The 20939-nt window shown below is 72.1% G+C and carries 20 protein-coding genes; 1 reads left to right on the top strand and 19 read right to left on the bottom strand.

Translation table 11 applies throughout. The features are described 5' to 3' along the window. Nucleotides 1-58 precede the first annotated feature (58 nt). Complete coding sequence (locus tag HWY08_RS15015) at nucleotides 59-451, bottom strand: response regulator (RefSeq protein WP_235969649.1); 393 nt, start codon at nucleotides 449-451, stop codon at nucleotides 59-61. After that, nucleotides 448-1152: a sensor histidine kinase gene (locus tag HWY08_RS15010; protein ID WP_176066625.1), complete on the bottom strand. Its 705-nt coding sequence runs from the start codon at nucleotides 1150-1152 to the stop codon at nucleotides 448-450. Before HWY08_RS15010 ends, HWY08_RS15015 begins: the two co-directional genes overlap by 4 nt. 333 nt (nucleotides 1153-1485) lie before the next feature. On the opposite strand from HWY08_RS15010, the gene rpoH reads away from it, so the two are divergent. Continuing rightward, nucleotides 1486-2409 carry an RNA polymerase sigma factor RpoH gene (rpoH, locus tag HWY08_RS15005; protein WP_176066623.1) on the top strand — a complete coding sequence of 308 codons (924 nt, stop codon included), beginning with the start codon at nucleotides 1486-1488 and terminating at the stop codon, nucleotides 2407-2409. A 397-nt stretch (nucleotides 2410-2806) separates the two neighbouring features. Here rpoH and HWY08_RS15000 read toward each other — a convergent pair whose 3' ends face one another. From HWY08_RS15000 to HWY08_RS14920, 17 genes are all read right to left on the bottom strand, one after another. Beyond that, nucleotides 2807-4189, bottom strand: a complete 1383-nt coding sequence (locus HWY08_RS15000; protein WP_176066621.1) for a sigma-54-dependent transcriptional regulator — start codon at nucleotides 4187-4189, stop codon at nucleotides 2807-2809. Further along, complete coding sequence (locus tag HWY08_RS14995; RefSeq protein WP_176066618.1) at nucleotides 4186-5694, bottom strand: sensor histidine kinase; 1509 nt, start codon at nucleotides 5692-5694, stop codon at nucleotides 4186-4188. The genes HWY08_RS15000 and HWY08_RS14995 overlap by 4 nt, the downstream gene beginning before the upstream one ends. Nucleotides 5695-5913: 219 nt before the next feature. Then, nucleotides 5914-7185 (bottom strand): glutamyl-tRNA reductase, encoded by a 1272-nt coding sequence (gene hemA, locus HWY08_RS14990; RefSeq protein WP_176066616.1) that lies wholly within the window; start codon nucleotides 7183-7185, stop codon nucleotides 5914-5916. A 217-nt stretch (nucleotides 7186-7402) separates the two neighbouring features. Beyond that, the gene (locus tag HWY08_RS14985; protein WP_176066615.1) at nucleotides 7403-8050 is read right to left on the bottom strand and encodes a response regulator; all 648 of its coding nucleotides are present in this window, start codon (nucleotides 8048-8050) and stop codon (nucleotides 7403-7405) included. After that, entirely contained in the window at nucleotides 8047-9978 is a 1932-nt protein-coding gene (locus tag HWY08_RS14980; protein ID WP_176066613.1) for a HAMP domain-containing protein, read from the bottom strand. The genes HWY08_RS14985 and HWY08_RS14980 overlap by 4 nt, the downstream gene beginning before the upstream one ends. Next, a complete protein-coding gene (locus HWY08_RS14975) occupies nucleotides 9975-10541 on the bottom strand; it encodes a hypothetical protein (protein ID WP_176066611.1) in 567 nt (188 codons plus the stop codon). Before HWY08_RS14975 ends, HWY08_RS14980 begins: the two co-directional genes overlap by 4 nt. Further along, complete coding sequence (locus HWY08_RS14970; protein WP_176066609.1) at nucleotides 10538-11536, bottom strand: M56 family metallopeptidase; 999 nt, start codon at nucleotides 11534-11536, stop codon at nucleotides 10538-10540. Before HWY08_RS14970 ends, HWY08_RS14975 begins: the two co-directional genes overlap by 4 nt. Then, nucleotides 11511-12266: a formate dehydrogenase subunit gamma gene (locus HWY08_RS14965; RefSeq protein WP_176066607.1), complete on the bottom strand. Its 756-nt coding sequence runs from the start codon at nucleotides 12264-12266 to the stop codon at nucleotides 11511-11513. Before HWY08_RS14965 ends, HWY08_RS14970 begins: the two co-directional genes overlap by 26 nt. Continuing rightward, nucleotides 12263-13279, bottom strand: coding sequence for a cytochrome c3 family protein (locus tag HWY08_RS14960; RefSeq protein ID WP_235969647.1), 1017 nt, complete (start codon nucleotides 13277-13279; stop codon nucleotides 12263-12265). Before HWY08_RS14960 ends, HWY08_RS14965 begins: the two co-directional genes overlap by 4 nt. Nucleotides 13280-13677: 398 nt before the next feature. Further along, nucleotides 13678-14373 (bottom strand): glycine cleavage system protein H, encoded by a 696-nt coding sequence (locus HWY08_RS14955; RefSeq protein ID WP_176066603.1) that lies wholly within the window; start codon nucleotides 14371-14373, stop codon nucleotides 13678-13680. A gap of 19 nt (nucleotides 14374-14392) precedes the next feature. Next, on the bottom strand, nucleotides 14393-14743 hold the full coding sequence (locus tag HWY08_RS14950) for a c(7)-type cytochrome triheme domain-containing protein (protein WP_176066600.1): 351 nt from the start codon (nucleotides 14741-14743) through the stop codon (nucleotides 14393-14395). Continuing rightward, entirely contained in the window at nucleotides 14740-14898 is a 159-nt protein-coding gene (locus HWY08_RS14945; RefSeq protein WP_176066598.1) for a hypothetical protein, read from the bottom strand. The genes HWY08_RS14950 and HWY08_RS14945 overlap by 4 nt, the downstream gene beginning before the upstream one ends. A gap of 10 nt (nucleotides 14899-14908) precedes the next feature. Beyond that, entirely contained in the window at nucleotides 14909-16132 is a 1224-nt protein-coding gene (gene nrfD / locus HWY08_RS14940) for an NrfD/PsrC family molybdoenzyme membrane anchor subunit (protein ID WP_176066597.1), read from the bottom strand. Further along, nucleotides 16125-17060 (bottom strand): 4Fe-4S dicluster domain-containing protein, encoded by a 936-nt coding sequence (locus HWY08_RS14935; protein WP_176066595.1) that lies wholly within the window; start codon nucleotides 17058-17060, stop codon nucleotides 16125-16127. The genes nrfD and HWY08_RS14935 overlap by 8 nt, the downstream gene beginning before the upstream one ends. A gap of 99 nt (nucleotides 17061-17159) precedes the next feature. Next, on the bottom strand, nucleotides 17160-17381 hold the full coding sequence (locus HWY08_RS14930) for a hypothetical protein (protein ID WP_176066593.1): 222 nt from the start codon (nucleotides 17379-17381) through the stop codon (nucleotides 17160-17162). 347 nt (nucleotides 17382-17728) lie between these two features. After that, complete coding sequence (locus HWY08_RS14925; protein WP_235969646.1) at nucleotides 17729-19141, bottom strand: sigma-54-dependent transcriptional regulator; 1413 nt, start codon at nucleotides 19139-19141, stop codon at nucleotides 17729-17731. After that, nucleotides 19138-20751: a sensor histidine kinase gene (locus tag HWY08_RS14920; RefSeq protein ID WP_176066591.1), complete on the bottom strand. Its 1614-nt coding sequence runs from the start codon at nucleotides 20749-20751 to the stop codon at nucleotides 19138-19140. Before HWY08_RS14920 ends, HWY08_RS14925 begins: the two co-directional genes overlap by 4 nt. Between the last annotated feature and the right edge of the window lie 188 nt (nucleotides 20752-20939).

Below are 20939 nucleotides of genomic sequence, written 5' to 3'. Positions count from 1 at the left end.
GGCCGCGCGGAGACGGCGGTTTTCAGCCGGCGACGCGCGGGCTCCTCGGCGGCGCCCCTCAGGCGGAGGGCGCGAGCGCCGCCACCTCGGCCAGCAGGGCGTCGATGTCGAAGGGCTTCGCCAGGAAGCCGCGCGCGCCGAGCGCCGCGGCCTTCTGCGGGTCGCCGTCGGCGGAGATGACGACGATGGGGATGGAGCGATCGCGCTCGCGGCCGCGCAGCGCCTGGGCGAAGGCGCTCCCATCCATCACCGGCATCATGAGGTCGAGCAGGATGAGGAGCGGCCGCTCCTCCTCGACCTGCCCCAGCGCCTCGCGCCCGTTGCGGGCGCGCGCGACGCGATACCCCTCGCCCTCGAGGATGTCGCAGACCGCCTCCAAGATGTCGGGGTCGTCGTCCACCACCAGGACGGGCGGAGCCCTCCCGCGCAGCGCGGCGTGGGGCCCTTTCACGGGCCGCCCGGCGCCGGGGCGAGCGGCAACGTGAGCAGGTACGCCTCCGCCGGCGCGGTCAGCGTCCCTCCGAGCGCCTGGGCGACCTGTACCGCCATGTGCAGCGCCAGCGCCCGGCCGGTCGGATCCGAGGGCGTACCCTTATGGGGCATCTCCAGCGCTCCCGGCGCCGGCGGCGCGCCCCGGAGCGTCAGGGTGACGGTCTCCCCGGAGCGCTGGGCGTCGATGTGGACGGGCGACTTGCCGTGCGACGCGACCGCCAGGAGCGCGTCGAGCACGCGCTCCAGCAGGCCGCGATCCGCCCGCACCGCGAGCGTCTCGTCCACGGCGAGCTTCGCCTCCACTCCCAGCTTCCCAGCCACCTGCTCCAGCATCTCCCGGACCGGGACCGCGTCCGACCTGAAAGGAATACCGTCCACCCCCAGCCGCTCTGCCAGGAAGTGGTCCTCGACGAGCAGCCGGAGCCGCTGCAGCGCCCGGAGGCACATGTTCGAGAGCTTCTCGCCTCGGGGGCCGGCGCGGTCCTCCGGAGCGAGCCGCGCGAGCAGCTCGGCGCTCCATAGCGCCGTGGAGAGCGGATTGCGCATCTCGTGGGCGACGAACCCGAGAAAGCTCCCGCGGTCCGCGGACTTTTCCCCGGGCGAGGCACCTGCGCCCCCGCCCTCGGCTCCGCGAGGTTGCTGCCGGTCGGACACGATCATCACCCGGTGAGGTCAGGAGTGGCGAGATTCAGCCACGAACCGCGGGGAGCGACAACGAAAACCGGCTGCAGGCCCCAAACTGAAACAGATGGGCACGCAGGCACCCCGCCGCAAGGCCTCGCTGAAAATCTTACTGGCAAAAAGCCCAAGGGGGACGCTGCTGGCACCCCCGAGGCTGTAAGTGTTGCTGTACCGCCTGGGTTGAAGCTGTGGCCCTCGAACGCCAAGCTGCCGTACTTACTCGAATACTCACCTCGACCCCTGTTGGCACCACCGTTGCTATATCGCCTCGGGTCAGCGTCGTCGCGGAGGCGGCGTTTCACCGGAGGCGAGATGAAGCGAGACACCCTTCCCAACGCGGCCAGCTCCCTCGAGCTCTACCTCTCTGAGATCAACCAGTTCCCCCTGCTGACGGTGGAGGAGGAGCAGAGCCTGGCGCGGCTGTACCGCCGGAAGGGCGACTCCCGCTCCGCGCACCGGCTCGTCACGGCCAACCTGCGCTTCGTGGTGAAGGTCGCGTACGAGTACCGGTCCTACGGTTTCAAGATGGCGGACCTCATCCAGGAGGGCAACATCGGCCTCATGAAGGCGGTCCAGAAGTTCGATCCCGACAAGGGCATCCGCCTCATCTCCTACGCGGTGTGGTGGATCCGCGCCTACATCCAGAACTACATCCTCAAGTCCTGGTCCCTGGTGAAGCTCGGGACGACCCAGGCGCAGCGCAAGCTGTTCTTCTCGCTCGCCCGCACCAAGCGCGAGCTCGACAAGATGAGCGCCGAGCACGGCTTCGACTCCGACGGCGAGAACGCCGCCAAGATCGCCAAGAAGCTGAAGGTGAAGCCGGGCGAGGTCGAGGAGATGACGCAGCGGATGGAGGGGCGCGACCTCTCCCTCGACGCGCCGATGGGCGACGACGGCGGCTACTCCCACGTCGACTTCGTGGTCGGCTCCGGCCCGACGCAGGACCACGAGCTGTCCTCGGCCCAGGAGCAGACGATGGTCCAGAGCCGGATCGGCGACGCCCTCGCCCGGCTCGACCAGCGCGAGCGCTACATCATCGAGCAGCGCGTCATGAGCGACAAGCCGATGACGCTCAAGGAGCTGGGCGAGCACTTCGGGTTCAGCCGCGAGCGCGCCCGCCAGCTCGAGATCCGCGCCAAGGAGAAGCTGAAGCAGGAGCTGCACGCGCTGGCGGTCGAGATCGACTGGCCGACCGACGGCACGCCGGTCGACGTCGATGACCGCGCCGTGGCGTGACGACACCTCTCGGATAAGGCCGCCTTTCCGGCGACCTGCTGCGTGCGGCGCCCACCGTCTCCCCCGGTGGGCGTCGCTTTTTGCGCCACGAGTGATTCCCTCTGCCGCGCGGACGGGGCCGAGTCGGGGCTGCGGAGTGGCCCTCCGGCGGTGCTCGGCCAAGCGACCTACCGGGCTGCTACGGCGGCCGGTGCAGAAACGCTCGGCGGCTTGCACCGCATCGTGCCGCGCCGCGGAGTTCGCTCGCTGCTCGCGCGCCGGCGCGGCACCGGCGGTGCAGCGCACCGTGCGTCGAACGGGGATCTCCCGCAGGTCGGGCCTGCGCTCCGGCGGAGGGCCACCCCTCCGCCCCTCCGCGAACGCTGCCGTCCGCGCGGGGCGAGCGAAACTCCGCCGATCACGCCATCCCGTGCTTCTTCAGCCGGTAGCGGAGCGTGTCGCGGCTGATCCCGAGCAGACGCGCGGCCTTCGACTGGTTGCCGTTCGCGCGCTCCATCGCCTCGGTGATGAGCTTCTTCTCCACGTCCTCGAGGACGATGCCCTGCTCGGCGACCTGCGGGACGAGCTTCTCCTGCTTCTTCTGCGGGGGGAGCTTGCGCAGCTCGGGGGGCAGGTGCTCGGGGCGGATCTCGTCGGCGCTGGCGTGCAGGATGAACGCGCGCTCGATGACGTTGCGCAGCTCGCGGACGTTCCCGGGCCAGTGGTACCCGGTGAGCACGTCGAGCGCCGCCGGGGAGACGCCCTTCACGTCGCGCTTCATCTCCTGGTTGAACTTGGCGATGAAGTGCGCGGCCAGGATGGAGATGTCCTCCACGTGCTCGCGCAGGGACGGCATGAGGATGCGCACCACGTTGAGGCGGAAGAACAGGTCGGCCCGGAAGCGCCCCTCGGCCACCCGCTCCTCCAGGTTGACGTTGGTGGCGGCCAGCACCCGCACGTCGGCCCTGAGCTCGTGGACGCCGCCCACCCGGCGGAAGGTCTTGTTCTCGAGCAGCCGGAGGAGCTTCGCCTGGCCGCCCGGCGGCAGGTCGCCGATCTCGTCCAGCATCACCGACCCGCCCTCGGCGCTCTCGAACAAGCCGCGCTTCTGGGTGTGGGCGTCGGTGAAGGCCCCGCGCTCGTGCCCGAAGAGCTCGCTCTCCAGCAGGTGCTCGGGCAGCGCCGCGCAGTTCACCTGCATGAACGGCTTCTCGGCGCGCGCGCTCTCGAAGTGGACGGCGCGCGCCACCACCTCCTTGCCGGCGCCGCTCTCGCCCTCGATGAGGACGGTGGTGGCGTCGGAGGCGGCCAGCCGCGAGACCATGCTCCGGATCGACTCCATCGCGCCCGAGCGCCCCACCAGCGCCCCCAGCACCGCGTTGCCGCTCTTGCGCTCGGAGGTGAGCGCCGCGATCTGGCGGCGGGTGCGGGCGGTCTGGAGCGCGCGCTGCACCGCGGCGTCGAGCGACTGGAACGGGAACGGCTTCACCAGGAAGTCGATGGCCCCGTGCTTCATCGCCTCGACCGCGATGTCGACCGTGGAGTGGGCCGACATCATGAGGACGGTGACCTCCGGGTTGATCGAGAGCGCGCGCTGCAGCGTGGTGAGCCCGTCGATCCCGGGCAGCCGCACGTCGAGGAGCATGAGGTCGGGCGCGTTGGCCGCGACCAGGTCGAGGGCCTGCTCGCCGGACTCGGCGGCCAGCACCTCGTAGCCGTCGCGCTGCAGCCGCTCGCCCACCGACCAGCGGATGAGCTTCTCGTCGTCCACCACCAGGATGCGGGCCGTGCTGGTCGTCATGTCGCGTGCTCCGGGCTGCGATCCGGCCCCGCCGGAAGCGCGCGCTGCAAGGTGACCGCGAAGATCGTGCCGCCCGCGGGCGGGCAGCGGTAGCCGATGTGGCCGCCGTGCTCGGCGACGATGCGGGCCGAGATGGCGAGGCCGAGGCCGTTCCCCTCGCGCTTGGTGGTGAAGAAGGGCTTGAACATGTGCTGGCGGACCTCGGCCGGGATGCCCGGGCCGTCGTCCTCGATCTCGACCGTCACCCGGCCGTCGATCTCGAACGTGCGCAGGACGAGCTTGCCCTTGCCGTCCATGGCCTGGCAGGCGTTGAGGCAGATGTTGAGCAGGACCTGCTCCAGCTGGTTCGGGTCGGCCAGCACCGGCGGCAGCGTCTGGCCGAGCTCCAGGGTGAGGGCGACCGAGGCGCCGCGCCGCTGCTGCCGCACCAGGAACAGCACCTTCTCCAGGGTGGCGTTGACGTCGGTGGTGCGCAGGCGCGCCTTGGGCGGGCGGGCGAAGCTGAGGAGGCTCTCCATCGTGTTGCCGAGCCGCGCCACCTGGTGGCGCATCTCCGTCACCACCTCGGCCTGTCGCGGCGAGGAGGCGAGGTCCTCGGCCAGCAGCTCCAGCGCCCCGGAGAGGCCGGCCAGCGGGTTCTTGATCTCGTGGGCGAGGCCGGTCGCGAGCTCGCCCACCGCGGCGAAGCGATCGGCGCGCACCATCCGCTCGCGGTAGAACGCCTCGAGCTCGTTCTGGCTCCGCCGGAGCGCCGCCAGCATGGCGTCGAAGCCGCGGGCGGCCACGCCGAGCTCGTCGGCGCGCCCCTCGTCCGCGGTGACCGACAGGTCGCCCGACTCGGCCCGCTTCATGGAGGCGACGAGGCGCTTCAGCGGCGCCACCGCCTCCCGCCCCACCAGCCACCAGGCGATGACCATCAGGCACACGAAGGCGACGGCGGCGGAGGTGACGAGGGTGTGCGTGAGCCGGGTCTGCTGCGTGATGATCGCCTTGCGGTTGAAGCGCAGGTCGAGCCACCCGTTGTAGCGCTGCGCCGTGCCGTGGCAGGAGGCGCAGGCGGCCGAGTTCGGGATGGGCTGGAGCACCGCGTACTGCGCCGGGTTCCCGCCGGGCGCGTTCACGACGGTCGGGGAGCCGAAGCGCCCGAGGTTGCCCCACGGCCGCGTCCCGACCAGCTCCCGGCGCGAGGAGCTGTGCACCTCGCCGGTCGGGCGGATGAGGCTGATCGACTCGATGTCCGTGCGGTGCGCCATGACGAGCGCCAGCACGTCGGGGAGCTGCTCGGGCGTGCCGTGCAGCATGGTGTCGTTGACGCCGTTCACCACCATGCCGGCGAAGATCTCGGACTTCTCCTGGAGCCCGCGCTCCATGTCCGAGGCGTAGAACTCGACCGCCGACATCACCATGAGCGCGAGCGTGGTGGCGAACAGGAGCGCCGTCGGCAGGAGGATGCGCGCGCGCACGCTCCGGTCGAGGCGCCGCCACACGTCGCCGACATGTCGCATCAGGGCTGGCATTGGGTGATCGCACCCAGCCGTTCGCAAGGAGCGGACCAGGCCTGCGCATCTTCCCCCAGCTCCGGGGCATTACGCCAAGAAACCTGCGATCCGGGCGCAACTCCGGGGTACGCGCGGCGGCCCTCCGCGCACACACGACGGACGAGGCGCGAGGAAGTTGCGTCTTCTCACCCAGGGCTGTCCGCCCCGCGCAACGGTTGCGCGGTCTCAGCGCGCCGCGGGGGGCGCGCCGTCGAGCGGCAGGCCGAAGATCTCGACCGCGGCCGCCATGAGGCGCTCGCCGCCCGGCCCGTCGACCCCGGCCCGGCGGAGGCGCGTGCTAGGCGCGTGCAGGAGCTTCGACACGACCGCGTTTGCCATCGCGTCCAGCCGGCGCTCGATCTCGGCGTCGGCGCCGAGGCGCTTCACCGTGCGGTCGACCTCCTCGCGCGCGATGCTCGCGGCGTGCTGGCGCATCGCCTGGATGATGGGCGCCGCCTTCCGCTCCGCCTGATCGCGCCGGAACCGCGCCAGCTCCTCCTCGATGACCCGCTCCGCGTCGGCGACGGCCTGGGTCCGGTCGGCGAGCGCGCGCTGCGTGAGCCGCGCCAGGTCGTCGACGTCGCACAGCCACACCCCGTCGATGGCCCCGGACTCGGCGGGGATGGCGCGCGGCACGGCCAGGTCCACCATGACGAGGTCGCGCCGGCGGCGCGCCTTCACGGTGGCGCGGAGCGCCGCCGGGGCGAAGGCGGCCGGCGCCGCGGGGGCGGCCGACACCACCACGTCCGCCAGCAGCAGCTCCTCGTCGAGCGCCTCGAGCGGCCGGGCCGTCCCGCCCACCTCGGCCGCCAGCGCCTCGGCGTTCGCGAGCGTGCGGTTCACCACCACCACCTCGGCCCCCTGCTCCCGCAGGTGCTGGGCGGAGAGGCGCGCCATCTCGCCGGCGCCGAGGACGAGCACGCGCCGGCCGCGCACGGTGCCGAGCACCTTCTCCGCCAGCGCCGCCGCGGCGTTGCCCCACGACACGCCGGCGCGGCCGATGGCGGTCTCGGTGCGGACCCGCTTCGCCACCTCGAACACGCGGTGGAGCACGCCGTTGAGCTCGCGCCCGAGGACGCCCGCCTCGGTCGCGCGCGCGTGCGCCTCCTTCACCTGCCCCAGGATCTGCGGCTCGCCCAGCACCGCCGACTCGAGGCTGGAGGCGACCCGCAGCATGTGCCGGAGCGCGTCGTCCCCGTGCAGCTCGAAGAGCGGGACCTCGGCGCCGCCGGCCCGCTCCGAGAGCGCCCGCCGCAGCGCGACCGCGGCGGCGGAGGGGCAGCGGGTCGCGGCGTAGATCTCGAGGCGGTAGCAGGTGGAGAGGAGGACGAGCTCGTCCACGCCTCCCAGCGCGGCGTAGCCCTGGATGACGTTCGCCATCTCCTCGGCGCGGACCGCGAGGCGCTCGCGATCCGCGACGGTCGCACCCTTCTGATTGAGGCCCACGGCGATGAGCACGTGTGCGCTCCTTTCCCGCAGCTGCTGAGGAATGGTGCAGCCAGCCGAGCAATCAGCGTGCCGAGCTAACCAGCGTGAAATCCATGACTTACAGAATAGCGCCCGCATTTTATGCGTCGTCCGCGCGCAGGTGTCGCAGGCTCGCGAAACGGATGCGGGTGCCCTACATGGTCGGGGGATCTTCACCCCACCCCGCCAGGGGGCGGGCCGCGGGCGGCTAGCTGATCCGGATCACGCCGAGCTTCAAGGCCAGGCGGACGAGCTCGGTCCGGTTGTGCAGGTCGAGCTTCTGCATCACGTGCTCGCGGTGGGACATCGCGGTCTTCACGCTGATGCCGAGGTCGTCCGCGACCTCCTTGTTGCTGCGCCCCTCCGCCACCAGCCGGAACACCTGCTTCTCCCGGTCGGTGAGCGCCTCGTACGGATCGCCGCCGCCGCGCTGCGGGTCCTGCTCCTCCATCGCCGCGCGCGCCACCTCGGGGTCGAGGACGAGGCCGCCCCGGTAGACGGCCCGGATGGCCCCGACGAGCTCGCTCCCGGCCGACTTCTTCAGCACGTAGCCCGAGACGCCGGCCTTGAGCAGCCGGCGGACGTACTCGCGATCCTCGTACTGCGAGAGCACGAGCACCTTCGCGCGCAGCCCCTCCTTGCGGATCTCGAGCGCGGCCTCGATGCCGCCCAGGCCCGGCATGGCGATGTCCATCAGCACCACGTCCGGATCGAGCTTCTTGCAGGCGTCCACCGCCTCGCGGCCGTCCGCCGCCTGCCCGATGACCTCGATGTCATCGGTGGCGGCGAGGAGGGCGCGCACGCCTTCGCGCAGGATGGCGTGGTCGTCGGCGATGAGGACGCGGATCTTGCTCACGGGGCCACCGAGCTTAGCCGCGGCGAGCCGCGGGGGCCAGCGTCGTCCGGCCCGGCGTCGCCGCCGGGCAGCGGCACCCGGATCTCGAGCCGCGTCCCCTGCCCCGGCGAGGAGTCGACCACCGCGGTCCCCCCCAGCAGCTCGGCGCGCTCCCGGATGCCCATGAGGCCGTAGTGAGGCCGGTCCTGCGGCTGCACGGCCGGGTCGAAGCCCTGCCCGTCGTCCTCGATCTCGATGCGCAGCTCCTGCCCCTCGGGCGCGAGCTGGATGAGCACCGACTCGGCGCGGGCGTGACGGGCGATGTTGTTCATCGCCTCCTGCGCGATGCGGAAGAGCGCGATCTCGACCTCGGGGGGCAGCCGCCGCTCGAGCTCGCTGATCTCGCACCGGACGGCGATGCCGCGCGTGGCGAGGTACCGCTCGGCGTACCAGCGGATGGCCGAGAACAGCCCCAGGTCGTCGAGCACCGCCGGGCGGAGGTCCAGGATGAGCCGGTGCACCTCCTCCAGCGTGCGCACCGCCAGCGCCTTCACCTCGTCGAGGCGCGGCGTGGGGCCCCCGGCCCGGATGGCGGCCGCGGCGCTCTCGATCCCCATCGTGAGCACCGCCAGGCTCTGGGTCGTCTCGTCGTGCAGCTCGCGCGCGATGCGCTTGCGCTCGTCCTCCTGGGCGGTGATGACCGTGCGCAGGAGCCGCTGCCGCTCGGCGTCGCGCTGGCGCAGCCGCTCGTTCGCCTGGGCGAGCTCGGCGGTGCGGTCGGCCACGCGCTGCTCGAGCTGCTCGTTGGCCCGCGCGACGTATCCTATGAGGTCGCGCAGCGAGGAGCGCATCCGCTCCACCGACCGGCCGAGCCGGCCGAGCTCGTCGCTCCCGAGCTCCGGGATGGGCTCGTCCATGCCGCCGGCGGCGATGCGCTCGGCCGCCTCGGTGAGCACCGCCACCGGCCGCGTGACGCTGCGCGCCGCCCCCCAGGCGAAGACGCCCGAGACGACCAGCAGGAGCCCGACGAACACCGGCAGCGTCGTCGGCAGCGCGCCCGAGGTGGCGAGCACCGCCTCCTCCGGCACCACCACCTGCACGCCCCAGGGCGCCGCCGCCAGCGTCGCGAACGCGGTCACCGACCGCTCGCCGCCGGGGTGGCACGCCTGGCAGCGCGTCCCCTGCCGCTCGCGGCCGGCCACCAGCCGCCCGAGCCGCTCCCGGCACTCGCTCGGCCGATGCATGCGCTCGCGGTCGGTGCTCGCCAGCACCATGCCGTTCCCGTCCACCAGATCGGCGTGGCCGCCCTTCCCGCGCAGGAGGTGGCGGAGCACCCGCGCGCGGACCGGCGCGGCGACGTCGAGCACCCCGCCCACGACGCCCACGGGCTGCCCGCGCCAGTCCATGACCGAGACCAGCGCGAAGACGTGCCCCTCGCCTCCCACGCCCACGAGCTGGGTGATGCGCGGCTTGCCGTCGCGCAGGATCTGCTGCACCTCCGGCAGCTCCGGCGGCGGCGCCGCCGAGTGCGTGCCGCGAGGCTCCTCCGCCACCACCCGGCCGCGCGCGTCGAGGAGGAACATCCCTCCCCTGAACTGCGCGTGCAGGTAGGTGGCGCGCAGGAGGGCGCGCGCGCCCTCGCTCCGCTCGCCGTCGAACCCGAGCTGGGGAGCGGAGGCGAGGCGCTGCAGCACCTCCAGATCCCCGGTGACCTCCTCGTCGATGTGCTCGGCCACGGCGGAGGCCGCGTGGCGCCGGGTCGCCACCATCTCCTCGTCCAGCTCGCGTAGCCGGGACCAGCTCGCCCCCGCCACCAGCGCCGCCGGGGCGAGCACGCCGATCGAGACCAGCAGGTAGACGCGGAAGCGCAGGCCCTGGCGCCCGAGCGGCAGCGCCGCGGGGCCCTGCGCCTTGCGCTCCCTGAGCCACCTCGTGCGCGACGACGTCATGGCGTCTCCCGGGCGCTGCGCGCCATGCGGACGAGCTCCTCCACGCTACCGCGCGAGCGCAGGAGGAGGCTACGGCCACCCTGCTCCCACGTGAGCTGCCACCGGACCTCTCCGTCCTCCACCACCCGCGCCAGCCGGCCCTGCGCCGCGCCCACCTGGATGGGCGAGCGATCGAGCTCCTGCGCCGGCGGCACGAGCCGCTCCGGCAGCTCGCCGCGCCCGAGCGTCTGCGCCAGCAGCAGCGCCGGGGCGCCCCCGCGCGCGTCCACCCACAGCCCCACGGCGCCGGGCGGCCCGGCGAGGTAGCGGATGCGCTGCGGCGGCCAGGCCAGGCGCGCCGGGAAGTACGCGGGGAGCACGAGCCGCGTCCGGAGCCGCCGCTGGACCTCGTCCACCGTCCGCGCGCGCCGGACGTCGCGCGCGTCGCCGGCCACCCAGGACGGCACCGCGTCGAGGACGGCCAGCGCCAGCGCGGCGGCCGCGACGACGGCCACCAGGCCGCAGACGGCGCGGAGGGCCTCGCCGAGACGCCCCGGGGCGTGGCTGGCGGCGGGGGCGGTCACGCGACGAGGAAGGTGAGCGCGGCCAGCGCCGCGGCGGTGGCGGCGAGGCGGGGGGCGCGGAAGACCAGCCCCGGCGGCGGCGCCGGCTCGAGGAGGCGCCGGCAGCGCGCCTCGACGTCGTGCGAGCGGACCCGCCGCAGCGGCTCGGAGAGCGCGCCCGCGAACGGGAGCGGCCGCCGCACCGGCGCCCCGCCGGCGAGCCCGGCCCGGTGCAGCTTGATGAGCGCGCTCGCCAGCGCCAGGCGGTCTCCCCCGGCGCGCTCGTCGGCGAGCCACTCGGCGTCGCGCGCCAGCGCGCGCGCCGACACCTGCGCCACGGGGTTGAAGAAGAGGAGCGCCCGCGCGGCCATGACGGCCCACGAGACGGCCGGGTCGTGGCGATCGAGGTGCGCCAGCTCGTGGCGGAGCGCGGCCCGCAGCTCCTCCGGGTCGAGGAGGTCGAGCGCCCCCTGGGACACCACCAGCTCCGGGGAGCGCACGCCCGCGCAGAAGAGCGCCGGGGCGCGGGTCGCGAGGAACCGCAGCCGGGGCCGGCGCGCGCGCGCCGAGCGCAGCGCGCCCGCCGTCCCCTCGATCGCGTCCGCCAGCGCCGCCTCCAGCGCGGGCGGCGGGACCGCGCCCGCCGGCAGCGCCCGCCGCCGGCGCGGGAGCAGCGGCAGCGCGTCCATCGCGAAGAGCGTCACCCCCGCCGCCAGCGCCGCGCCGAGCGCGAGGTGGAACGCCGACGCGCCCAGCAGCGAGAGCTCCTGCCAGCGTCGCACCGAGAGGAGCGCCCAGACGTCCGCGAAGCGCTCACCCCGCCGGAGCGGGGCGAGCGCGAAGAGCAGCGGGGTGACGACGAGCGGCTGGCCGAGGCCGATGAGCCTCAGGACCAGCCGGTCGCCCGGCGCGCGCGCGCGCCACACCCTCAGGAGCGCCTCGATCGCCAGCGCGGCGACCAAGGCGTGCATCACGGACTGCGCCGCGTAGTCAACCCACCACTTCCCGCTCGGCATGCGGAGCCACGGCCTTTCCCGCCCGGCTCGCCTCGGCCTCGAGGCGCTCCAGCTCGAGCGGGTGCTCGTGCTCCATTCTCTCGCGGCTGATCTTCCCCGTGAAGATGCAGGTGTCGAAGGGGAAGACGTCCGGGTTGAGGTGCGCGTTGTAGATGTGCCAGATGGTGATGACGAGGAAGGCCATCAGGCCCTCGTTCGAGTGCGCCACCTTGGCCGCCGGGACGAGCTCCCCGGGCAGGAAGCGCGCCAGGACCGTCGGGTAGATGAGGATGATCCCGGTGAGCACCATGATGACGTTGCCCATCACCAGGCCCCAGTACTCGAACTTCTGCTTGTAGTCGTACCGGTCGTACTTCGGGCCGTGATCGCGCAGGCCCAGGTAGTACTTGAGGGTCGCGACCGCGTCGTCGAAGTCGTGCTTGGTGGGGATCATCGTCAGCCGCGTCTTGCGCCCGGCGATGGTCACCAGCGCGCTGGCGAAGTGGACCACGGTGGACAGGGCCAGCGTCCACCCGCAGAAGCGGTGGATCCAGCGGGCGGCGTCGATCCCGCCGAACAGGTTCACCATCCGGTGCGCCCAGGCGGCCCCGTAGAACTTCTGCGGCAGGCCGGTGAGGCACAGCATGGTGAAGACGACCATCGTGACGAGGTGCTCGGCGCGCTGCTTGCCGGTGAAGCGGACGAGGTACGAGGTGCTCACGTTCGAGTCCGCCATCGTGCTGGTGCTCATCGATTCACCACGACGCGCCAGAGGTGCAGCGCGATCTGAAGGACGAGGCCGCCGACCATGAAGGGGATGATCAGCTTGTAGAAGAGCTGGACGGACCACACCAGGGTGGCCTTCTGCGGCGTCGGCTCGTAGTGCGAGAGCCAGGCGTCCGGGAAGTTCTTGGTCGCCCCGGGGTGGCACTTCTGGCAGGTCTGGACCAGGTTCGCCCGCATCGTGTGCGAGGTCGGGTCGGACGACTTCTGGATGTCGTGTACGCCGTGGCAGTCGGTGCAGACGGCGGCGAAGCTCTTCCGGTCGGCCTTCGTGCCGCGCTGGAGCGTGGCCGACATGCCGTGGAAGTCCTTGAGGTAGGTGTCGACCACCTTCGTCGACAGCTTGTACTTCGACATCATCTTCTCGCTGGTGTGGCAGCGGCCGCAGATCTCCGGCGTCCTCATCGAGAGGGCGCCGTTCTTCGGATCGAGGATGTCGTGCGCCTTGTGGCAGTCGGTGCAGACCGGGACGTCCTGGTTGCCCGCCTCGGCGTCGCGGCCGTGCACGCTGGACGCGTAGACCTTGAACACGCCGTCGTGGCACTTGGCGCAGGTCTGCGAGATGCGAGTGCGCGGCTCGCTCGCGCGCTGGATGTCGTGCGAGCCGTGGCAGTCGACGCAGAGCGCCGCCTTGCGGTTGCCCTTCGCCATCACCGCGTAGTGCACGCCGTCGAGCGTCTTCGTGTAGTTCGCGAAGTGGCAGCTCTTGCACTGCTCGTAATAGGCGACCTGCACGTCGCGCTTCGAGGCGAACGGCTTCGACTCGTGCGGATACCCGGTCTTCTCGGTGTGGCAGTCGGTGCAGCGCAGGATCTCGCCGTGCACCGACTTGCCGAAGACCGCCGCGTCGACGTACACGCCCAGCTTCTCACCGCTGGGCAGGTCCATCGACATGGTGGCGTCGCCCCCGTGACAGCCGAGGCAATCGTCCTGCTCGGCTGGGATCCCCGCCCAGGCTGGGCCGGCACCCACCCACATCATCACCCAAAGTAGCGTTCGTCTCATCGCGAGCTGGCCCTTTCGCGCCCTTTGCAGACGGAGCCGCGGACGCTCCTGGGGAGTTTCTTACGCCTGCTTTGAAGGGTTGTCCAACCAGGTCTGAGGCAATCCAAGCTCGTATTGCCTGAGGAAAATCAATCGTGGATTGGCAGCGTCCACATACTCCGCGTCAAGACGCCGCACATGGGCGAAAGGCCCCGCACCGGCCACCTCCCCCGCCTTGTGTCGCGCAAAACCTGCCGCCGCACGGACTGCGCCGGGGAGATTCGAGGGGTGGCGTCCGTCCAGGGCATGACAAAATACCGCACGAGTGGAGCAGCACCCGTGCGGCGCCGGCAGGACGAAGAAAAAGGGCGCGCCGGAGCGCGCCCTCCCCCGCATCAGGCGTGAAGGAACGAGCGCGTGAGCTCGCGCCACGCTCCCGGCGACAGGAGCGGCGGCGCGGGGCCCGCGCGAGCGGCCATGCCGGCGAAGCCCAGCCGCGACTCCAGGAAGTCGTCCAGCCGCTCCGACTCCTGCCGCATCCAGTCGCGCGCCACGTCGCCGGCGGGCAACGTCGACCAGCGCGTGTCGAGCGGCTCCATCGCGAAGAGCCAGCCGCGCCCGTAGCCGTCCTCCTTCACCAGCGAGGGATCGCGCTCGACCTCGGCGTTCACGGCCACCACCCGGCCCGCCACCGGCGCCGCGATGCGCGCCTCCTCGTGGCCGCAGGAGATGGTGGCCGCCACCTCGCCCTCGAAGAGCCGCTGGCCGGGCCTCGGCAGCTCGACCGAGAGCGCCCAGGGCAGGATCTCCTGCACCACCCCGTCGATCCCCACCTTCACCCGGCCCGGCTCCCGCTCGATCCAGGTGTGGCCGGCGGCGTAGCGCACGCCCGGGCGGTAGAGGACGTGCCCGGCCCGGCGCAGCCCGCGGGCGGCGGGGGCGAGGCCCCGCCACAGGCGGACGGCGCCGAGCACGAGCGCGACCGGCACGAGGAAGGCCAGCACGACCAGGAGCACCACGCCGAGCCTCACCAGGAGTCCGCCCAGGAAGGCCCCGGCCGCCTGCAGGACGCCGACGAACGTCGCGCTCATGACGCGCCTCCGCGGCCGGCTACTTGTGACACATGTCGCAGGAGTCGAACCCGAAGGCGGTCTTGCCGTGGCACGCGCCGCAGGCCGCCCCCGCCTGCATCCGGTCGTGCCGGATCGGCTCGCGGCTGGCGGTCCGCCCCGCCTCCAGCACCCGGAACTCCCGCGGGTGGCAGGTCGTGCAGCTGGGCTTCGCCGCGTCGACGTGGCTCTCGTGGCTGAACATCACCGGGCCCGGGCTGCCGTCGCCGCGCGGGAAGACGTAGTCGGTGGGCAGCTTCTGCAGCTTGCTGCCGGCGAGCGCGGGGCCCGCCGCGAGGAGCACCCCGACCGCCAGCGCCGCTCTCACCGCTCCGCTCGCGTGCCGGATCATGCCGTCCTCCCAGCGTGCTTCGGGTCGGGGTTCTTGCCCGGCGCGGGCTCGCCCTGCACCCAGCGCCAGTAGCTGACGAAGATGACCATGTAGACGACGGCCAGGCCGTACTCGACCAGCTTCGCTCCGTAGAGGCTCAGGAACTCGTTCTCCATGGCTTTCCTCCTAGAACTCGCTGCCGGCGAAGTTCGGGTCTTCCGACATGATGGGCATCCGGTTCGCGATCCAGCGGAAGGCGACCACACCCAGGGTGACGAGGCCGATGGAGACGGAGACCTCCATCCAGCTCGGGACGTAGTGCGTGGGCTTGTCCCAGTTGTAGGCGATGACCGAGACGTTCAGCCGGTTGAGGACGATGCCGATGACCGTCAGCACCGCGCCGGCGCGGACGAACTTCACCCTCTTGTAGCGGGCGCCGTAGCCGTAGAGGAGCGAGGGCACCAGCACGAACCCGACCGTCTCGAGCAGGAACCAGGCGCCCCACCCGGTGAGGAGCAGGTCCCAGTGCTCGCCCTCGGCCACCCCCTGCAGCTTGAGGAAGAAGTAGGCGAAGAGGACGATGGCGCCGGCCTTGCCCAGGCCGAGCTGCAGCTTGTTCATGTCGGCGTGGGCGCCGGTGATGCGGTGCTGGAAGATGCGGTGCGTGAGCGACCCCTCGACGATGACCATCGAGATGCCGGCGCAGATGGCCGAGATGAAGAAGAAGATGAAGATGTAGGGCGAGTACCAGAGCGGGTGGAGCTTGGCAGGCGCGATGAGGAAGAGCGAGCCGAGCGCCGACTGGTGCATGGTCGAGAAGACGACCGACAGCACGGTCAGCGCGAGCATCGCCTGCTCCAGCCGGGCGTGCACCTTGCGCCAGCCGAGCCACTCGAAGACCGGCACCAGGAACTCGAGCAGCAGCACGGTCGTGTACATCAACACGCAGCAGGCGACCTCGAAGAGCGCGGAGGTGGAGCCGGGCGTGAGCATCATGTTGAAGAAGTTCCACGGCTTGCCGAGGTCGGCCATGAGGCCCACCACCGCCAGCACGTAGCCGAGGAAGGCGGTCAGGATCGCCGGGCGCACGATCGGGTGGTACTCGTGCATCCCGAAGAGGTGGACGGCCGAGCCGAGCGTGAACCCGCCGGCGGCGAGGACGATGCCGCTCATCATGTCGAAGCCGATCCAGAGCCCCCACGGCTGCGCCTGCGACAGGTTGGTCGCCGAGGCGAGGCCGGCGGCGAACCGGTACACCAGCACCGTGAAGCCGAGCCCGATCAGCACGGCGGCGAGCGCGTTGAGCGGGGTGGCGAGCGAGCGCAGGTAGGTGCGCAGGTCCATCCCGAGCAGGATCTTCTCGCGGAACCAGTCGCTCCGCGCGGGGGCGGTGAGGGCGGTGCTAGCCATGGCGGTCCTCCTTCTTCGCTTCGGCGGCCGCGCCGCCAGGTTCGTGGTGGTTCCCGTTCAGCGCGTCGCGGCGCTTCGAGAAGGCGTAGAGGCCCATGAGCAGCGGCGGCCAGAGCGTCATGACGAACGGCGGCGCCGAGAGCGCGCCCTGCACCTTGTCCGGATACGGCTCGTCGCGGACCGCCTTCATGCCGAGCTGCTCGAAGGGGACGTCCGAGATGTACAGCCAGTCCGTGCCGCCGGCCTCGTGCTCGCCGTAGACGTGGTGGAGGTACTTCTCGGGGTTGCGGTAGATGCGGCCCTTGGCGAGCTCGATGAGCGCGCGGCGCTTGCCGAAGGTGAGCGCGCCGGTGGGGCAGACCGAGGCGCAAGCCGGCTTCTTCCCCTCCGCCTGGCGCGAGGGGCAGAAGGTGCACTTGCGGACCAGCGGCGCGAGCTTGTCGTACTGGTACTTCGGCACCTCGAACGGGCAGGCCACCATGCAGTAGCGGCAGCCCAGGCAGCGCTCTCCGTGGTAGACGACCGGGCCCGTGGGCGTCTTGTCGAGCGCGCGGACCATGCACACGGACGCGCACGCCGGCTCGAGGCAGTGCATGCACTGGCGCTTCGCGAACCGGTCGTCGCCGTCGTGGCCGATGGGCCCGAACGCGTTCACCACCGTGAACACCTCGGGCGCGGTCTCGCGCCGGGCGCCCTTCACGGCCTCGTCCGAGGCGGGCGCCGGCAGGCCGTTCGCCTCCGCGCAGGCCGCCTCGCAGCCGCGGCAGCCGGCGCACAGGGTCGTGTCGACCAGCATCGCGTTCTCGTTCTCACCCTTCGCGTCGAGCGAGGTGTGGAACGACGCACGGGCCGTGCTGGCCCCGAGACCGGCGGCCGCCGTTCCGGCGATCCCGGCGACCTGCAAGAAGCCTCTCCGACTGAGCTTCATGGTGGCTCTCCGTACCGTGGGTTGACCTGCGCTACCGGGCGGCTCGGCTGACGGCTCCGAGGAAAGCTGCTGCGAAGAAGCTGAGCGCGAACGCGAGCATCATGGCCGCCCTCCCTTGTTGGATGACGCGTGAGACGCCCTCGCGAGATCGCCGGAGCCGCCGCCCAGCCGCGCCGCCGCCTCGCGGTAGACCGGGCACTCGCCGTAGCACTCGCCGTCGCAAGGGCTGGTGGTGACGACGCGGTCGCTCGGGACCAGCTTCTTCACCGGGAAGGCCCGGCAGAACGACATGGTGACTTCGGTGAGGTAGGGGCAGCTCATCGTGCGCCTCCTGCCCTTCACCAATCCAAGGAACGGGCCAGGGCCGCCGAGGTGCGAGCGGGTGCGTAACCGCCGGCCACTCTTCACGTTCTGTCGACGTCGAGGATCTCGACGGCGCTGCGCCGCGGCGGCCAGTCGTCGAGTTGTTCGGCGCCCCGCAGGGGCCGGCAGGGCTCAACGGCCCGGAAATCGGAGCGAATCGGCGGCCGAGCGGCCGGCGCTGGGTTTCTCGGCGGCTGTCGAGGAAGTCGGCGCCCTCGGGTGAGGGCGACCGTCGAACGAAGGGCTCGGGAGGGCGTGAGCTGCGCGCTGGCGCGCAGCTCGATCGTGCGACGGGGGAGCTCTGCTCACCGCCGGGCGTGGGCGGCCACTTCCTGTTCGGGGCGCTGCAGTCCCCAGCGCTTCATCTTGTTGTAGAGGGTCATCCGGTCGATGCCGAGGACGCGCGCGGCGTGCGTGACGTTGCCGCCGGCCCAGGAGAGGACGTCGGCCACGTGGCGCCGCTCGACCTCCTCCAGGGGGAGCGGATCGCCGCTGGGCGGCGCGGCGCGCGCCGGGTCGGGGGCCGGCAGGCCGAGGTCGGCCAGCTGGATCACGTTCCCCTTCGCCACCACCGCCCCGCGCTCGAGCACGTTGCGCAGCTCGCGGACGTTCCCGGGCCAGCCGTGCGCGACGAGCGCCGCCATGGCTTCGGGGGAGACCCCGTCGAGCCGGCGCGCCAGGTCCTTCGTGAGGCGGTCGAGGAAATGCTGCACCAGCAGCGGGATGTCCTCCGGGCGCTCGCGGAGCGGCGGCAGCGTGACGGCGATGACGTTCAGCCGGTAGAAGAGGTCCTCGCGGAAGCTGCCATCCGCCACCGCCTTGGCGAGGTCGCGGTTCGTGGCCGCGATCACCCGCACGTCCGCGGCGAGGCTCTCCGTGCCGCCCACCCGCTGGAACCGGCGCTCCTCCAGCACCCGCAGGAGGTCGAGCTGGAGCTTGGGCGAGATGTCGCCCACCTCGTCGAGGAAGAGCGTGCCTCCCGCCGCCGCCTCGAACTTGCCTTTGCGGCGGGCGACCGCGCCCGTGAAGGCCCCCTTCTCGTGCCCGAACAGCTCGGACTCCAGCAGGGTCTCGGTCAGGGCGGCGCAGGAGATGGCGACGAACGGCCCGCCGGCGCGCGGGCTCTCGGCGTGCACGGCCCTCGCGAGCACCTCCTTGCCGCTGCCGCTCTCTCCCAGCACCAGGATGGTGGAGGCGCTCCGGGCCGCCACCCGGGCCAGGTCGAAGACCCGCTGCATGGCGGGGCTCTTCGAGACGAGGTCGTGGAACCCGTACTCGCGCTTGAGCGCCTGCCGCAGCGACGCGTTCTCCTGCAGGAGCTCCTGCTGGGCGACGATGCGCTGGACGAGGACCGAGAGCTCCTCCGGGTCGAACGGCTTCACCAGGTAGTCGAAGGCGCCGAGCTTCATGGCGGCGACCGCCGTGTCCACGGTGGCGTAGGCCGTCATGAGCACGTAGGCGGCCTCGGGGCGGAGGCGGCGCGCCTCCTCGAGCACCTGGAGCCCGTCCATCCCGGGCATCTTCAGGTCGAGCAGGACGACCGACCAGCGCGCGCGCTGCAGCGCCTCGACCGCGGCCCGGCCGTCGGGCGCCGTCTGGACCGTGTACCCGTCCTTGCGCAGCCAGCCCGACAGCGACTCGCGCACGATCTCCTCGTCGTCGACGACGAGGACGTGGACCGCGTCGTTCATGGTGCCTGCCGTGCCTGCCCCGTTCACGCCTGTCCCTCCCCGGCGCCGAGCGGCGGCAGGGCGAGGACGAACGTCGTCCCGCGCCCGGGCTCGCTCTGCACGTCCACCCGGCCCTGGTGCCGCTGCATGATCCCGTACACCACGGAGAGGCCGAGGCCGGTCCCCTTCTCCTTGGTGGTGAAGAACGGCTCGAAGACGTGCTTCAGGTTCTCCGGGGTGATGCCCGGGCCGGTGTCGGCGAGGACGATCTCCACGCCGCCGTCCGCCGCGGCGCGCGTCCGCACCGACAGGGTGCCGCGCTTGCCCATGGCCTCGACCGCGTTCAGCGCCACGTTCACCACCGCCTGTCGCAGCTGGCCGAAGTCGGCGCGCACCGCGGCGGTCGGCTGCAGGTCCCTCTCCAGCGTGAGCCCCTGGATGGCGAGCTGGTGCGCGATGAGCTGGAGCGCCTCCTCGACCACCGCGTTCACCTGCAGCTCGCGCAGCGCCACCGGGCGGTCGCGCGCGAAGTCGAGGAGGTTGCGCACGATCGCGCTGCAGCGCTCGGTCTCCCGCTGCACCAGGGCGAGGTTGCGCACGAGGTCGCGGCGGGTCGCGTCGTCCGGGGGTCCCTGCTCGAGCGTGCGGATGACGAGCTTGGCGAAGGTGAGGATGCCCGCCAGCGGGTTGTTGATCTCGTGCGCGATCGAGGCGGCGAGCTGGCCCAGGGACGACATCTTCTCGTTGTGGACGAGCGCGTTCTGCGCCTTCTGGAGGTCCGCCGTCCGCTCCTCGACCTGCCGCTCCAGCCCGAGGTTCAGGTCCTTCAGCTCCCCCTCGGTGCGCCGGAGCGAGCGCGTCATGTCGTTGAAGGAGGCGGCCAGGAGCCCCAGCTCGCCCTTGGAGCGGACGCGGATCTCGGTGTCGAGCTGGTCCCCCGCCACCCGCCGCGTCCCCTCGACGAGCGCCTGGACCGGGCGGACCACGTGTAAGCGCGCGAACGCGAAGAAGAACGAGCAGAGCAGGAGCACGCCCACGCCGGTCAGCACCAGGCTCCCCCGCCGGAAGTCGGCGATGCGCGCGTCCGAGGAGGCGAGCGAGAGGCTCACGTCGAGCAGCCCCAGCACGTCTTCGTCGGCGCGGTGGACGTGGCACTCGGCGGTGGCGCAGCGCGGCTCGTTGCGGATGGGGGTGACGAGCCCGAGCACCCGCCGGCCGCCGCGCTCGAAGACGCGGGTGCGCTCGAGCAGCGGGGCGTGGAGGCGCGGCCGGCCGGCGGCATGGCAGGGCCGGCAGGCGTCGGAGCGCTGCTCGAGGATGGTGCCCACCTCGCGCTCGACGGTGGAGTACGCCACCCGCCCGTCCTTGGCGAGGAGCCGCACGCCCTCGACCCCCTCCTGGCGGCCGATGTCGCGCATGGTGTCGAAGACGTCGCCGCGCCGGTTCTCCAGCATCGCGCGCAGCGTGGCGCGCTCGATGGTGTTGCTGAAGAGCGCGGCGCCGGCGGCCTGGGTCTCGAAGAACTGGTCGGCCATCCGGCCCTCGGCGAGGGCGAAGATCGTCACCCCTCCGACGCAGATCACGACGGTGACGAGCAGCAGCTTCGTCTTGATCCGGTGGCGCCACGGGATGACGCGCTCGACATGGGGGATGCGCACCGCGCGCGAAGCCGTCGAGGAATGCGACGGCTGGCCGCCCGGCTCGCCGCTGGCGACCGGCTCGGGCGCTCCCCTGGACGTGATGCTCGCGTCGCCCATCGCCCCCCAAGCGTGAAGCCGCGCGCTGGAGTGAGAGGTTGGAGCAGACCGGCCGACCAGATCGTTGCGCGGCATCAAGCCGCGACCAA

The sequence above is a fragment of the Anaeromyxobacter diazotrophicus genome, from assembly GCF_013340205.1.
Taxonomy (GTDB): Bacteria; Myxococcota; Myxococcia; order Myxococcales; family Anaeromyxobacteraceae; genus Anaeromyxobacter_A; species Anaeromyxobacter_A diazotrophicus.
Note: the sequence above shows the minus strand (reverse complement) of the source record. Positions and strands in the feature narration are given on the sequence as shown.

Coding starts and splice junctions, on each gene's coding strand:
- HWY08_RS14960 (WP_235969647.1), bottom strand. CDS start 13,279: ATGATGTGGGTGGGTGCCGGCCCAGCCTGGGCGGGGATCCCAGCCGAG.
- HWY08_RS14965 (WP_176066607.1), bottom strand. CDS start 12,266: ATGAGCACCAGCACGATGGCGGACTCGAACGTGAGCACCTCGTACCTC.
- HWY08_RS15000 (WP_176066621.1), bottom strand. CDS start 4,189: ATGACGACCAGCACGGCCCGCATCCTGGTGGTGGACGACGAGAAGCTC.
- nrfD (WP_176066597.1), bottom strand. CDS start 16,132: ATGGCTAGCACCGCCCTCACCGCCCCCGCGCGGAGCGACTGGTTCCGC.
- HWY08_RS14950 (WP_176066600.1), bottom strand. CDS start 14,743: ATGATCCGGCACGCGAGCGGAGCGGTGAGAGCGGCGCTGGCGGTCGGG.
- rpoH (WP_176066623.1), top strand. CDS start 1,486: ATGAAGCGAGACACCCTTCCCAACGCGGCCAGCTCCCTCGAGCTCTAC.
- HWY08_RS14935 (WP_176066595.1), bottom strand. CDS start 17,060: ATGAAGCTCAGTCGGAGAGGCTTCTTGCAGGTCGCCGGGATCGCCGGA.
- HWY08_RS14970 (WP_176066609.1), bottom strand. CDS start 11,536: ATGCCGAGCGGGAAGTGGTGGGTTGACTACGCGGCGCAGTCCGTGATG.
- HWY08_RS14995 (WP_176066618.1), bottom strand. CDS start 5,694: ATGCGACATGTCGGCGACGTGTGGCGGCGCCTCGACCGGAGCGTGCGC.
- HWY08_RS14955 (WP_176066603.1), bottom strand. CDS start 14,373: ATGAGCGCGACGTTCGTCGGCGTCCTGCAGGCGGCCGGGGCCTTCCTG.
- HWY08_RS14980 (WP_176066613.1), bottom strand. CDS start 9,978: ATGACGTCGTCGCGCACGAGGTGGCTCAGGGAGCGCAAGGCGCAGGGC.
- HWY08_RS14945 (WP_176066598.1), bottom strand. CDS start 14,898: ATGGAGAACGAGTTCCTGAGCCTCTACGGAGCGAAGCTGGTCGAGTAC.
- HWY08_RS14930 (WP_176066593.1), bottom strand. CDS start 17,381: ATGAGCTGCCCCTACCTCACCGAAGTCACCATGTCGTTCTGCCGGGCC.
- HWY08_RS15010 (WP_176066625.1), bottom strand. CDS start 1,152: ATGATCGTGTCCGACCGGCAGCAACCTCGCGGAGCCGAGGGCGGGGGC.